This window comes from Geopseudomonas aromaticivorans (genome assembly GCF_019097855.1).
Taxonomy (GTDB): domain Bacteria; phylum Pseudomonadota; class Gammaproteobacteria; order Pseudomonadales; family Pseudomonadaceae; genus Geopseudomonas; species Geopseudomonas aromaticivorans.
In genome coordinates this window covers 147,954-159,539 of record NZ_JAHRGL010000010.1, presented here as the reverse complement: position 1 = coordinate 159,539, position 11,586 = coordinate 147,954, and the positions used below count along the sequence as shown (strand labels likewise).

Sequence of the window (11,586 nt, the reverse complement as noted above, 5' to 3'; positions counted from 1 at the left end):
CAGCGGGTTGTCGCGCCGAACCGGTTTTCAGCCCTTGGTGGAGAAACGATAGCCGGTACCGCGTACCGTCTGCACCAGGTTTTCGCAGGTTTCGCCCAGCGCCTTGCGCAGGCGGCGGATGTGCACGTCGACCGTGCGCTCCTCGACATAGACGTTGCCGCCCCACACCTGGTCGAGCAGCTGGCTGCGCGTGTAGGCGCGCTCCTGGTGGGTCATGAAGAACTGCAGCAGGCGGTATTCGGTCGGCCCCATCTCGGCCGCCTTGCCGTCGATGGTGACGCGGTGGCTAACCGGATCGAGGATCAGCCCGCCGATCTCGATCGGTGCCTCGGCATCGCTGGCGCCGGCGCGGCGCAGCACGGCCTTGAGGCGGGCGACCAGCTCGCGCGGCGAGAACGGCTTGGTGATGTAGTCGTCGGCGCCGACCTCCAAGCCCTGGATCTTGTTGTCCTCCTCGCCCTTGGCGGTGAGCATGATGATCGGCGTGTCAGCGGTCAGCTCGTCGCGCTTGAGGCGGCGGGCCAGCTCGATGCCGGTGGTGCCGGGCAGCATCCAGTCGAGCAGGATCAGGTCGGGCTTGCGGTCGACGATCAGCGCATGGGCCTGTTGGCTGTTTTCCGCCTCCAGGCACTCGTAGCCGGCCATTTCCAGGGCGACGGCGATCATTTCGCGAATCGGTGCTTCGTCGTCAACGATGAGGATGGATTTGCCAACCATGGGGGCTGTCTCTGTAGTCCGTGGGCATGCTGGGCATTACATAACGGAATTATTGCAGTGATGTGACATGTAGACGGGTTGCCGGGCCGCAGGTCGTCTGGTCGGGGCGGTTTCGCCCTGGCGGGGCGGCCGCCGACCGGGTGGCGGCCGAACCCCTCGACTATGCTGCAACGGCAGGCCGGCAGTTGCCGGCAGGCCATCCCTGGTGCGTCATCCCGCGCAGGTGGGGTCGGCGCCGGGTCGTTTCATCCCACCCGAGGAAGCTGCGATGCTCAGAATCTCCCCGACCCTGCTGGCCGTGGTCGGCGGCGCCACCCTGACGCTGCTGGGACAGGTCCAGGCCGCCGAACCGGCGACCGTCCAGGACGGCATGCTGGTCGATGCCAGGGGCATGACCCTGTACACCTTCGACAAGGACGCCATGGGCAAGTCCAGCTGCAACGACAGCTGTGCGACCAACTGGCCGCCGCTGGCCGCCAGTGCCGATGCCGACGAGGGCGACGACTGGACGGTGATCCAGCGCGCCGACGGCGGCTGGCAATGGGCCTACTACGGCCGGCCGCTGTACACCTTCGCTCAGGACCAGAAGCCGGGCGACATGCTCGGCGACGGCAAGATGAACGTCTGGCATGTCGCCAGGCCCGAGGCGGAGGACGCCGGCGACCGCTAGCCGGCCCGGCGCCCTCCGGCACCCGCTGGCGGCGGGGCGCGCGTTAGCGCAGTGCGTGGTCGGCGATGGTGCCGGCGAGGATCGCCAGGCCGGCCCAGTGGTTGTGCAGGAAGGCGCGGAAGCAGGCCTGGCCGTCGCGGGTGCGGGTGCTCCAGAATTCCCAGGCGAAGCAGGCCGCCGCCGCTGCCAGGCCGAGGTGGAAGTACAGGCCGAGGCCGAAGCGCCCGGCGGCCAGCAGCAGGCACAGCAGGCTGAGGCCCTGGAGGACGACGATGATCAGGCGGTCGGCGTCGCCGAACAGGATGGCGGTGGACTTCACGCCGATCTTGAGGTCGTCGTCGCGGTCGGTGATCGCGTAGTAGGTGTCGTAGGCCACCGTCCACAGCAGGTTGGCCAGGTACAGCAGGCCGGCCGCGGCGGGCAGGCTGCCGGCCTCGGCGGTGAAGGTCATCAGGATGCCCCACGAATAAGCGGCGCCGAGCACCACCTGCGGGTAGTAGGTGTAGCGCTTCATGAACGGATACAGCGCGGCCAGCACCAGCGCGCCGCACGACAGCCATACGGTGCTGGCGTTGGTCAGCAGCACCAGTCCGAAGCTCACCGCCATCAGCACGGCGAACGCCAGCAGCGCCTCGCGCGGGGTCATCCTCCCGCTGGCCAGTGGGCGGGCGCGGGTACGCTCGACATGGCCGTCGACGCGGCGGTCGGCGAAGTCGTTGATCGCGCAGCCGGCCGAGCGGGTGAGCACCACGCCGAGGGTGAAGATCAGCAGGTTGGCCAGCGACGGCACGCCGCCTGCGGCAATCCACAGCGCAGTGAGGGTCGGCCACAGCAGCAGGTAGATGCCGATCGGCCGGTTCAGGCGGGTCAGGTCGATGAAGTCCTGGGCGCGCGGATGCAGGCGCGCCAGGGGCTTGAGCAGGGTCAGGGACATCGCGGGCCTCCGCAGGTGAAACCGTCCGGCTGCCGCCGCGCGTGCGGCCGGGCAAAGGGCGCCAGTATAAGGGGTGGCGCCAGACAGGGGTGGTTCAGCTCTGTGGCGCGGCGTCCGCCTGCCACAGCGCTGACAGGAAGACCTCGGCCACCAGGACGCCCAGCGGCCCCTGGCAGAACAGCGAGCGGCGGCCCCACAGCGCTGTCGTGCGCACCGCCGCGGGCAGCAGCGCGGCCGGATAGCGGCAGGCTTCGATCGGCTGGCGGGTGAAGGCCGGATCGCGGAACAGCAGGTGGCCCAGCGACGTGGTGCCGAGCTGGTCGAGGGCGAAGGGGTGGCGCTCCAGCCCGCTGCGCGCGGCCACGCTGCGGGCGAACACCCAGGGCAGGCCCCGGCCGCGCAGGTAGACCTCGCGCACCCAGCCCTCGCTGCCGGGCGGCACGCCGAGGGCGGCGCATTCGTCGGCACGCAGGATCTGCCAGCCCTCGACCAGCGGCTCGACGGCGAAGGTGTCGCCGCTGAGGGCTGTGAGGCGGCGGGTCAGCGAACCCTGCTCGTTGAGCCAGTCGAGTTCTCGGGCGTCGGGCGTGGGGTGCAGCTGGTCAGTGGCCAGCCACTCGGGGCTGGCGCAGGCAGTCTGGGACACGGCGGGATACCGCAGCGAAAAACCAGCGGCCAGTCTAGCATGCACCTTCCGGCCTTGCCGACCGGCGCATGCCGGGGCGGGGCGCACGTGACGTACCGCTGGTCCGCCGCCGCCCTCTACGACCATCGGCCGGCTCCGGGCCGCTGGCGCCTGCCGGTCCGGCGTGCCATTCTTCAACGGTCAGCCGCAGCCCAGAGCCTGTGCGGCGCCTCTGCAGCCCCGACGGCGCAGGTGGCGGGCGGTGGCAGCAGGGATACGCCCATGCCGGGCAGCCCGCACAACAAGAACAAACCCGAGAGGCAAGTATGCGTAAACCGGAACTCGCTGCCGCAGTCGCGGCAAAGGCCGACCTGAGCAAGGAGCAAGCCAGCCGCGTACTCAACGCGGTGCTCGAAGAGATCACCAGTGCGCTGAACCGTGAGGACAGTGTCACGCTGGTCGGTTTCGGCACCTTCCTGCAGCGCCATCGCGGGGCGCGCACGGGCAAGAACCCGCAGACTGGCGAGCCGGTGCAGATCCGCGCCAGCAACACCGTCTCCTTCAAGCCGGGCAAGGCGCTGAAGGACGCGGTCAACTGAGTGTGCCAGCCCGGAGTCGTCCGACTCCGGGTCGTGGTAGCCGGTCGAGCGATCCGTGGTCCAGATAGTCTTCGACCGGCGTGCGACGCGCTAGAATCCAGGTTTCCTTTGCGTGGCTCAGAGGTTCTGCCGTGAAATTCCGCCTCCTTCTCTGGCTGCTAGGCCGCCTGCTGGCCGGAGCCAGTCGTACCAACCCCGAGTTCCGCGAGCAACTGGTTGATCGCGACCTGGTGTTCCAGCTGCAGACCCAGGACGGCAAGATCGTCCGCCATTTCGTGGTCAAGGACCGGCGCATCCGCAGCGCCGCCGGAAGCGTGACGCATCCGGCGTTCAGCATCGCCTTCCGCGACAGCGCCTACGCCTTCGCCACCCTCACGGCGGCGAACAAGCAGCTGGCCTTCATGCAGGGCATCCAGAACCGCGACATCCAGATCCACGGCAACCCGGCGCTGGTGATCTGGTTCCAGGGGCTGACCAAGTACCTCGGCCCGCAGAAGAAGCAGGCCGCCTGACTACACCTGGCCGTACTGCTGGCCATGCCTCAGCCAGCGCTCCAGCAGGGGCGCGGCGTGCTGCGGCCAGCGCGCCAGCAGGCTCTGCGCCGCGCCGCGCACCGCCGGCAGCAGGTCGGCGTCGCGCATCAGGTCGGCGACCTTGAACTGCAGCAGGCCGGTCTGGCGGGTGCCGAGCATCTCGCCAGGGCCGCGCAGCTCCAGATCCTTCTCGGCGATGACGAAGCCGTCCGAGGTCTCGCGCATGATCGCCAGGCGCTCGCGGCCCATGTGCGACAGCGGCGCGTGGTAGAGCAGCACGCAGTGGCTGACCGCGCTGCCGCGGCCGACCCGCCCGCGCAGCTGGTGCAGCTGCGACAGGCCGAGGCGCTCGGGGTTCTCGATGATCATCAGGCTGGCGTTGGGCACGTCGACACCGACCTCGATCACCGTGGTGGCGACCAGCAGCTGCAGGCGCGCGGCCTTGAACTCCTCCATCACCGCGGCCTTCTCCGCCGGCTTCATGCGCCCGTGGATCAGGCCGACGCGCAGCTCGCCCAGCGCGGCGGACAGTTCCTCGAAGGTGGTCTCTGCCGCCTGGCAAGTCAGTTCCTCGGACTCCTCGATCAGCGTGCACACCCAGTAGGCCTGGCGGCCCTCGGCGCAGGCGGCGCGCACCCGCTCGATCACTTCCGGACGGCGGCTGTCGGCGATCACCAGAGTGGTCACCGGGGTGCGTCCGGGCGGCAGTTCGTCGAGGATCGAGGTGTCGAGGTCGGCGTAGGCGCTCATCGCCAGGGTGCGCGGGATGGGCGTGGCGGTCATGATCAGCTGGTGCGGGCACAGGCGGCCGTCGACGCCCTTCTGGCGCAGCGCCAGGCGCTGCTGCACGCCGAAGCGGTGCTGCTCGTCGATGATCGCCAACGCCAGGCGCTGGAACCGTACCTCGTCCTGGAACAGCGCGTGGGTGCCGATCACCATCGGCGCGCCGCCGGCGATGCGTTCCAGCGCGCTGGCGCGCGCCTTGCCCTTGAGCTTGCCGGCCAGCCAGGCGACCTCGATGCCCAGCGGCGCGAGCCACTTGCCGAAGTTGAGGAAGTGCTGCTCGGCGAGGATCTCGGTGGGCGCCATCAGCGCCACCTGGTAGCCGGCCTCGATGGCCTGCAGAGCGGCCAGCGCGGCGACCACCGTCTTGCCGGCGCCGACGTCGCCCTGCACCAGGCGCAGCATCGGCTCGTGCTGCTGCAGGTCCCAGGCGATCTCGCCGGCCACCCGCTGCTGGGCGCCGGTCGGCTGGAAGCCGAGGTTGGCGAGGAACTGCGCCGGCAGGCGCGTGGCCTTGGCCAGCGGCGGTGCCTGCTGGGCGCGGATGCTCTCGCGCAGGCGCTGTAGCGACAGCTGGTGGGTCAGCAGCTCCTCGAAGGCCAGGCGGTGCTGCGCCCAGTGGCGGCCCTCGGCCAGCTCCTCGAGGTCGGCATCCGGCGGCGGTCGGTGCAGGTAGCGGATGGCGTCGGCCAGCGGCGCGAGGTCGTACTGGCGGGCCAGTTCGTCCGGCAGCCAGTCGGGCAGGCTGTGGCCGTTGAGGCTGCCCAGTGCCTGCTGGCTGAGAGCGCGCAGGCGCTGCTGGGTCAGACCCTCGGTGCTCGGGTAGATCGGCGTGAGGCTCTGTTCGACCGCGGCCGACGGCTCGTCGGCCGCCAGGGCGCGGTATTCGGGATGGTAGATTTCCAGGCCGGTGGCGCCGGTACGTACCTCGCCGTAGCAGCGCAGGCAGGTGCCGCGCTTGAGCGCGTCCTTCTGCGCCTGGCTGAAGTGGAAGAAGCGCAGGCTGAGGGTGCCGCTGGCGTCCTGCAAGCGCACCAGCAGGCTGCGGCGGCGGCCGAGGACGATGTCGGCGCCGCTCACCACGCCTTCCACCACCGCATCGCCGCCCGGGCGCAGGGCGCCGATCGGGCTGACCCGGGTGCGGTCCTGGTAGCGCAGCGGCAGGTGGAACAGCACGTCCTGCAGGCTTTCCAGGCCGACCTTGGCCAGCTTCTCGGCCAGTGCCGGGCCCACGCCCTTCAGCGTGGTGACGGCGATGCGCGCCAGTTCGGTCATGCCGGCTGCGCCGCCTCCGCGACATGCGGCGGGCGGGCCAGCGAGCACAGGCGGATGGAGTCGGCGAGGATCTCGATGGCCTTGGGCCGCGGAAAGCTGGCGCGCCAGGCGATGGCCACGGTGCGGTAGGGCACCGGCGGGGTCAGCGGGCGGATGGCGATCACGCCCGGAGCGTAGTGGTGGCTGTCCACCGCGGTGAACGGCAGCACCGAAATCCCCAGTCCCGAGGCAACCATATGGCGGATGGTTTCCAGCGAGCTGGACTCCACGGTGGTGTGCTGCTGCCCCTCGCTGCCCTTGCGGGTGGTCGGGCAGGCTTCCAGCACTTGGTCGCGGAAGCAGTGGCCTTCGCCGAGCAGCAGCAGGCTCTTGTCGTTGAGCATGGCGCTGTCGATGGTCTGCCGCGCGGTCCACGGATGGTCGGCCGGCATCACCACGAAAAATGGTTCGTCGTACAGCGGCTTGGTCAGCACGTCGGCCTCGGCGAAGGGCAGGGCGATGATGATCGCGTCCAGCTCGCCGGTGCGCAGCTTGTCGCGCAGCACGTGGGTGAAGTTTTCCTCGATGTACAGCGGCATCTGCGGGGCGACCCGGTGCAGCTGCGGGATCAGGTGGGGAAACAGGTAGGGGCCGACGGTGTAGATGGCGCCGACCTTGAGCGGCGCCGCCAGCTGGTTCTTGCCGGCCTGGGCTAGCTCGCGGATGCCCTGGGCCTGCTCGAGCACCTTCTGCGCCTGGGCGACGATGCCTTCGCCGACCGGAGTCAGGCGCACGGCGCTCTTGCTGCGCTCGAAGATCAGGACACCCAGCTCGTCCTCGAGCTTCTTCACCCCGACCGACAGAGTCGGCTGGCTGACGTGGCAGCGCTCGGCGGCGCGGCCGAAGTGCTGTTCCTGAGCGAGGGTGACGATATAGCGCAGTTCCGTGAGTGTCATAGCGAATATCCATTGAGATGCCCCCAAGCATAGCGGCTGTCTTCAATGGAACCAACCGCCCGCACGCCGGCGGGCGGTTGGCGGCCGCTCAGCGGCGCTCGAGGGAGTAGACGAAGGGTGCCACCACCTCGAGGCTGCCATTGCGCAGCAGCTCCGCCGGCGGCATCGGCAGCGGCTGGGCTCGGCGGATCATCTGCAGGGTGGCGCGGTCCAGGCTGGCGCTGCCGGACTTGCCGGCCAGCTCGAAGGACAGAACCTGGCCCTGGCCGTCGACCACGAAGCGCAGCTTGACCACCCCCTGCTGGCCGCGCCGGCGCGCGTCCTCGGGGTAGCGCTTGTGACGGTTGAGGTGGGCGAGCAGGCGGCTCTGCCAGCTGGCCTGGGCCTGGGCTGGCGCCGGGCTGCCGGCCGGCGGGCTCGGCTGGGCAGCCGGTTCGCTGCGTGCCGGGGCCATGGGCTGGGCGTTTGCTTGCGGCTCCACCGCTGGCTGGGGCTCGGCCTTGGGCGCCGGTTGCGGCTTGGCGACGGGCTTGGGCGGGTGCGGTCGCGGCTTGGGCGGCGGCGGCAGGGACAGCCTGGGCTTGGGCGCCTCGATCAGCTTGGGCTGCGGCGGCGGCTCGGGGGCGCGCACCGGCTCGGGCGGCGGTGGTGCGGCGGCGGGCGGTGCGGGCGCCAACTCGATGAGCATCGCCGGTGGCGGCAGCTCGAGCGGCGTGGCCTGCGGCTGCCAGTCCAGCGACCACAGCGCCACGCCGACGTGCAGGCCGAGCACCAGCAGCAGGCTGCTGGCCCAGCGTGGCAGGCTGCGCGCGAGACTCATGGCCGGCCGACCGTTTCCAGGCCGACCAGGCCGATCTTCAGGTAGCCGGCTCCGCGCAGCAGGTCCATGACCTCCATCAGCCGCGCGTAGTCGACCGCCTGGTCGCCGCGGATGAACACGGTCTGCTCCTTGTTTCCCCGGCTCTGGCGGTCGAGGGCGGCCCCCAGCTGCTCCGCCGCAACGGCGTCGTTGCCGAGGAACAGGCCCCGGTCTTCCTTGATGCTCAGGTAGATCGGCTGCTCCGGGCGTGGCTGCGGCGTGGCGCTGGAGGCGGGCAGGTCGACCTTGACGTCGACGGTGGCCAGCGGCGCGGCGACCATGAAGATGATCAGCAGTACCAGCATCACGTCGATGAACGGCGTGACGTTGATCTCGTGGGCTTCCTGCAGGTCGTCACTGCCCTCGTTCATGTGCATGCCCATGCTTCAGCCCACCTTGGCCATGGGGGCGGCGCCGCTGCGCGCGGCGGCTGCCGGCGGCTGGCGGTCGAGGTCGCGGCTGACCAGCAGCAGCACCTGGGCGGAGATGTCGGCGACCTGCGCCTTGTAGCCGGCGATGGAGCGGGCGAACACGTTGTAGATCACCACCGCGGGAATCGCCGCGACCAGACCGAGGGCGGTGGCCAGCAGGGCCTCGGCGATGCCGGGGGCGACCACCGCGAGGTTGGTGGTCTGCGATTCGGCGATGCCGATGAAGCTGTTCATGATGCCCCACACGGTGCCGAACAGGCCGACGAAGGGCGAGGTGGAGCCGATGGTGGCCAGCACGCCGGTGCCCACGCTCATCTTGCGGCCGCTGGCGGCGACCAGGCGCTCGAGGCGGAAGCTGACGCGCTCCTTGATGCCGTCCTTCTCCGCGATGCTGGCCGACAGGCGCAGTTCGTCCTGGGCATCCTCGATCAGCACGGCGCTGAAGCTGTGCTTGGCGTGGGCCAGCTCGGCGGCCTGGTCGAGGCTGCGCAGGCCCTTGAAGTCGGCCAGTTCGCCGCGCAGGCGGCGCCGCGCGCCGAGTAGCTCAAGGCCCTTGGCCAGGCCGATGGTCCAGGTGATCACCGAGGCCAGCAGCAGGCCGAGCATCACCCCCTGCACCACCACGTCGGCGTTCTGGTACATGCCCCAGGGCGACAGGTCGTGGGCCGGACTGCTGTCGTCCGCGGCGGGGCTGTCGGTGGCGGCGGCTGGCGCGGCGGCTGCGCTTGGCGCAGGAGCGTCACTGCTCACGCTGGCACTCGCAGCGGCCGGATTGGCGGTCTGGGCCGGCTGTTCGGCGCAGGCGAGCGGCGCCAGCAGCAGGCTGGCGAGCAGCGCGGCGATGGCGGGCAGGCGGATGGACTGGGCGCGGGGGACGAGAGGATTCATGCGGGCCGGACCTGTAGAGGGCAAACGGATGTCGGGCGCCGCCAAGGCCGGCGCGGAAGAAGCACGGTCGAGATTATTGCAAACTATTCTTGTTTGTAAACGATTCGTGAACATTTTCGCAACGCGCCCCCGCAGCGTTCCCGGCTAATGCCTTTCACCATCGACGGGGTATGCTGGGGTTTTCCGTCCGGAGTCATGCGATGTCCGTTCCCCCTTCCGTGGTGATCGCCGGCTGCGGCGATGTCGGCAGTCGCCTTGCGCTGCAGCTGTGCCAGGCCGGCTGGCAGGTGTACGGCCTGCGCCGCGATGTCGCGGCCCTGCCAGCGGGCGTGCTGCCGCTGGCGGCCGATCTGGGCGAGGTCGAGTGTCCGCCACGGTGGCCGGCGGCCGCGCCGGACTATCTGGTCTATTGCGCCACCCCGGCCAGCTCCGACGAGAGCGCCTATCGGGCCCTCTACGTCGACGGCTTGCGCCATGTGCTGGGCTGGCTGCGCCAGCGCGGCCAGCGGCCGCGGCGGCTGCTGTTCGTCTCCAGCACCGGCGTCTACGGCCAGCAGGAGGGCGAGTGGGTCGACGAGGGGGCGCCCTGCCAGCCGCCGGGCTACTCCGGGCAGGTGCTGCTGGAGGCCGAGGAGGTGGCGCTGACGTGCGGCTGGCCCGCCAGCGTGGTGCGCCTGGCCGGCATCTACGGGCCAGGCCGGCGCTGGCTGCTCAGTCAGGTGCGGGCCGGCTACCGGGTGAGCAGCGAGCCGCCGCTGTACGGCAATCGCATCCACGCCGACGATGCGGCCGGCCTGCTGGCCTGTCTGTTGCAAGTCGATGCCTGCGGGGGGGCGCTGGAGGCGGTCTATCTCGGCGTCGACGACGAGCCGGCGCCGCTGCATGAGGTGATTGCCTGGTTGCGCGGGCAGCTGGGCGTGAGCCACTGGGCGGCCGAGTCGACGGTACGCCGCGCCGGCAGCAAGCGCTGCAGCAACGCCCGGGCCCGTGCGCTGGGCTGGGTGCCGCGCTATCCGAGCTATCGCGAGGGCTACGCAGCGCTGCTGGAGGCGGCGGCCGAAAGCCCGCGGTGAGCGGAAGGGCCGCTGCGGGCTAGTCGCGCTCCAGCAGCCAGGCGCGCCGACCGGGACGGTACTGCGGCACGTCGCTGTGCAGGGCCTGGTTTTCCGCCGTGTAGATGCTCAGCTCGTCGTCGGCCAGCTGGAACAGCCATTCGCGCCCCTGCTCGCCGTTCTGCAGCCAGATGATCTCCTGCTCCTCGCTGCGTTCGGCGCAGTCGCCGGCCAGGCACAGGGCGTAGCGTTCGACGCCGGGCAGACCCTCGACCCGACCGTCGGGGTGGAAGCGCACCCGGCCCTGCTGGCCGGCGCCTTCGCGGATTTCCCAGTCGCCGCCGAACAGGGCGGCGTACAGCGCCTGTTCGAAGGCCTGGCCGGGCAGGCCGTCGGCGGCCTCTTCGGCGAGGCTGAAGCGTTGCTCGGGAGCACTGGCGCTGGGCTTCTGTACCAGCTCGTCGCCGTCGACGGCGAAACCTTCCTTATAGTCGCCGTGGAAGGTCACCCGCCAGTGCTCGTCGCCCTCAGGCGCCAGGTGGCCCTCGCCGAATTCGGCGCCGTTGCTCGACCAGGCGGTGTGCCGCTGTGGCGCGAAGCGCCATTCCAGGGTGGGGCCATAGGCGAGCAGGGCCTCGCGCAGCTTGCCGCTGTCGGCGGCGGCCTCGATGGCTGGCTGGTTGATCCAGGTGCCGGCGATATCGTCCGGTCCGCTGGCGCAGCCGCCGAGCAGGCCGGTGCACAGCAGAAAGGGCAGGGCATGGCGCATGGGGCGTCCTTTCCGGGGAAAACGGGGGATGTCGCGCTGCGCCGGCGCGGGTCCGGCGCAGCGCGGGGATCAGGCGAGGACGAGAATGGCGTCCATCTCCACCTGGGCGCCGCGCGGCAGGGCGGCCACGCCGATGGCGGCGCGCGCCGGGTAGGGCGGCTGGAAGTAGCGGCTCATCACCTCGTTGACGGTGGCAAAGTTGCCGAGGTCGGTGAGGAAGATGTTCAGCTTGGCGGTATCGGCCAGCGAGCCACCGGCGGCCTCGGCGACCGCCTTGAGGTTCTCGAACACCTGTACGGCCTCGGCCTCGAAGCCGCCTTCGACCATCTGCATGGTGGCCGGCACCAGCGGGATCTGTCCGGACAGGTAGACGGTGTTGCCGGCCTTGATGGCCTGGGAGTAGGTGCCGATGGCCGCCGGGGCCTGGTCGGTGCTGATGACGCTCTTGCTCATGGGAGCTCCTTGCAGAGAGGGTGGCGAAGGCAGGCGCCGGGGTGCGGCGGGCGCGCTGCCGGT

Annotated in this window: 14 protein-coding genes; 4 read left to right on the top strand and 10 right to left on the bottom strand. The window is 70.5% G+C overall.

Annotation, left to right across the window (positions count from 1 at the left end; genetic code table 11):
* Positions 1–27: 27 nt before the first annotated feature.
* Positions 28–717: a phosphate regulon transcriptional regulator PhoB gene (gene phoB, locus KRX52_RS03775; protein WP_217679825.1), complete on the bottom strand. Its 690-nt coding sequence runs from the start codon at positions 715–717 to the stop codon at positions 28–30.
* A gap of 268 nt (positions 718–985) precedes the next feature.
* Between phoB and KRX52_RS03770 the strand changes: the two genes are divergently transcribed.
* Positions 986–1,387: a COG4315 family predicted lipoprotein gene (locus KRX52_RS03770; RefSeq protein ID WP_217679824.1), complete on the top strand. Its 402-nt coding sequence runs from the start codon at positions 986–988 to the stop codon at positions 1,385–1,387.
* Positions 1,388–1,430: 43 nt separating this feature from the next.
* On the opposite strand, the gene ubiA is transcribed toward KRX52_RS03770, so the two are convergent.
* A complete protein-coding gene (gene ubiA, locus KRX52_RS03765; RefSeq protein ID WP_217679823.1) occupies positions 1,431–2,321 on the bottom strand; it encodes a 4-hydroxybenzoate octaprenyltransferase in 891 nt (296 codons plus the stop codon).
* Between the two features lie 94 nt (positions 2,322–2,415).
* On the bottom strand, positions 2,416–2,967 hold the full coding sequence (locus tag KRX52_RS03760; RefSeq protein ID WP_367890519.1) for a chorismate--pyruvate lyase family protein: 552 nt from the start codon (positions 2,965–2,967) through the stop codon (positions 2,416–2,418).
* Positions 2,968–3,272: 305 nt separating this feature from the next.
* Here KRX52_RS03760 and KRX52_RS03755 point away from each other — a divergent pair, with 305 nt between their 5' ends.
* Complete coding sequence (locus KRX52_RS03755; RefSeq protein ID WP_217679821.1) at positions 3,273–3,545, top strand: HU family DNA-binding protein; 273 nt, start codon at positions 3,273–3,275, stop codon at positions 3,543–3,545.
* A 131-nt stretch (positions 3,546–3,676) separates the two neighbouring features.
* Entirely contained in the window at positions 3,677–4,057 is a 381-nt protein-coding gene (locus tag KRX52_RS03750) for a helicase (protein ID WP_217679820.1), read from the top strand.
* Here KRX52_RS03750 and recG read toward each other — a convergent pair whose 3' ends face one another.
* The 5 genes from recG to exbB all read right to left on the bottom strand — a co-directional run bounded on the left by recG (position 4,058) and on the right by exbB (position 9,249).
* Entirely contained in the window at positions 4,058–6,136 is a 2,079-nt protein-coding gene (recG, locus tag KRX52_RS03745) for an ATP-dependent DNA helicase RecG (RefSeq protein ID WP_217679819.1), read from the bottom strand.
* Complete coding sequence (locus KRX52_RS03740; protein ID WP_217679818.1) at positions 6,133–7,071, bottom strand: hydrogen peroxide-inducible genes activator; 939 nt, start codon at positions 7,069–7,071, stop codon at positions 6,133–6,135. The genes recG and KRX52_RS03740 overlap by 4 nt, the downstream gene beginning before the upstream one ends.
* Before the next feature lie 88 nt (positions 7,072–7,159).
* Complete coding sequence (locus KRX52_RS03735; protein WP_217679817.1) at positions 7,160–7,891, bottom strand: energy transducer TonB; 732 nt, start codon at positions 7,889–7,891, stop codon at positions 7,160–7,162.
* Positions 7,888–8,313 carry a TonB system transport protein ExbD gene (gene exbD, locus KRX52_RS03730; protein ID WP_217679816.1) on the bottom strand — a complete coding sequence of 142 codons (426 nt, stop codon included), beginning with the start codon at positions 8,311–8,313 and terminating at the stop codon, positions 7,888–7,890. The genes KRX52_RS03735 and exbD overlap by 4 nt, the downstream gene beginning before the upstream one ends.
* A gap of 3 nt (positions 8,314–8,316) precedes the next feature.
* Positions 8,317–9,249, bottom strand: a complete 933-nt coding sequence (exbB, locus tag KRX52_RS03725; RefSeq protein ID WP_217679815.1) for a tonB-system energizer ExbB — start codon at positions 9,247–9,249, stop codon at positions 8,317–8,319.
* Positions 9,250–9,449: 200 nt separating this feature from the next.
* On the opposite strand from exbB, the gene KRX52_RS03720 reads away from it, so the two are divergent.
* Positions 9,450–10,322: an SDR family oxidoreductase gene (locus KRX52_RS03720; protein WP_217679814.1), complete on the top strand. Its 873-nt coding sequence runs from the start codon at positions 9,450–9,452 to the stop codon at positions 10,320–10,322.
* Positions 10,323–10,341: 19 nt separating this feature from the next.
* Here KRX52_RS03720 and KRX52_RS03715 read toward each other — a convergent pair whose 3' ends face one another.
* The gene (locus KRX52_RS03715; RefSeq protein WP_217679813.1) at positions 10,342–11,070 is read right to left on the bottom strand and encodes a hypothetical protein; all 729 of its coding nucleotides are present in this window, start codon (positions 11,068–11,070) and stop codon (positions 10,342–10,344) included.
* Positions 11,071–11,139: 69 nt separating this feature from the next.
* A complete protein-coding gene (locus tag KRX52_RS03710; protein WP_217679812.1) occupies positions 11,140–11,523 on the bottom strand; it encodes a RidA family protein in 384 nt (127 codons plus the stop codon).
* Positions 11,524–11,586 lie beyond the last annotated feature (63 nt).

Bases quoted from the DNA above. Each gene is read 5' to 3' on its own strand.
- exbB (WP_217679815.1), bottom strand. From the start codon at position 9,249: ATGAATCCTCTCGTCCCCCGCGCCCAGTCCATCCGCCTGCCCGCCATC.
- KRX52_RS03770 (WP_217679824.1), top strand. From the start codon at position 986: ATGCTCAGAATCTCCCCGACCCTGCTGGCCGTGGTCGGCGGCGCCACC.
- ubiA (WP_217679823.1), bottom strand. From the start codon at position 2,321: ATGTCCCTGACCCTGCTCAAGCCCCTGGCGCGCCTGCATCCGCGCGCC.
- KRX52_RS03715 (WP_217679813.1), bottom strand. From the start codon at position 11,070: ATGCGCCATGCCCTGCCCTTTCTGCTGTGCACCGGCCTGCTCGGCGGC.
- KRX52_RS03735 (WP_217679817.1), bottom strand. From the start codon at position 7,891: ATGAGTCTCGCGCGCAGCCTGCCACGCTGGGCCAGCAGCCTGCTGCTG.
- KRX52_RS03710 (WP_217679812.1), bottom strand. From the start codon at position 11,523: ATGAGCAAGAGCGTCATCAGCACCGACCAGGCCCCGGCGGCCATCGGC.
- recG (WP_217679819.1), bottom strand. From the start codon at position 6,136: ATGACCGAACTGGCGCGCATCGCCGTCACCACGCTGAAGGGCGTGGGC.
- KRX52_RS03755 (WP_217679821.1), top strand. From the start codon at position 3,273: ATGCGTAAACCGGAACTCGCTGCCGCAGTCGCGGCAAAGGCCGACCTG.
- exbD (WP_217679816.1), bottom strand. From the start codon at position 8,313: ATGGGCATGCACATGAACGAGGGCAGTGACGACCTGCAGGAAGCCCAC.
- KRX52_RS03740 (WP_217679818.1), bottom strand. From the start codon at position 7,071: ATGACACTCACGGAACTGCGCTATATCGTCACCCTCGCTCAGGAACAG.
- phoB (WP_217679825.1), bottom strand. From the start codon at position 717: ATGGTTGGCAAATCCATCCTCATCGTTGACGACGAAGCACCGATTCGC.
- KRX52_RS03720 (WP_217679814.1), top strand. From the start codon at position 9,450: ATGTCCGTTCCCCCTTCCGTGGTGATCGCCGGCTGCGGCGATGTCGGC.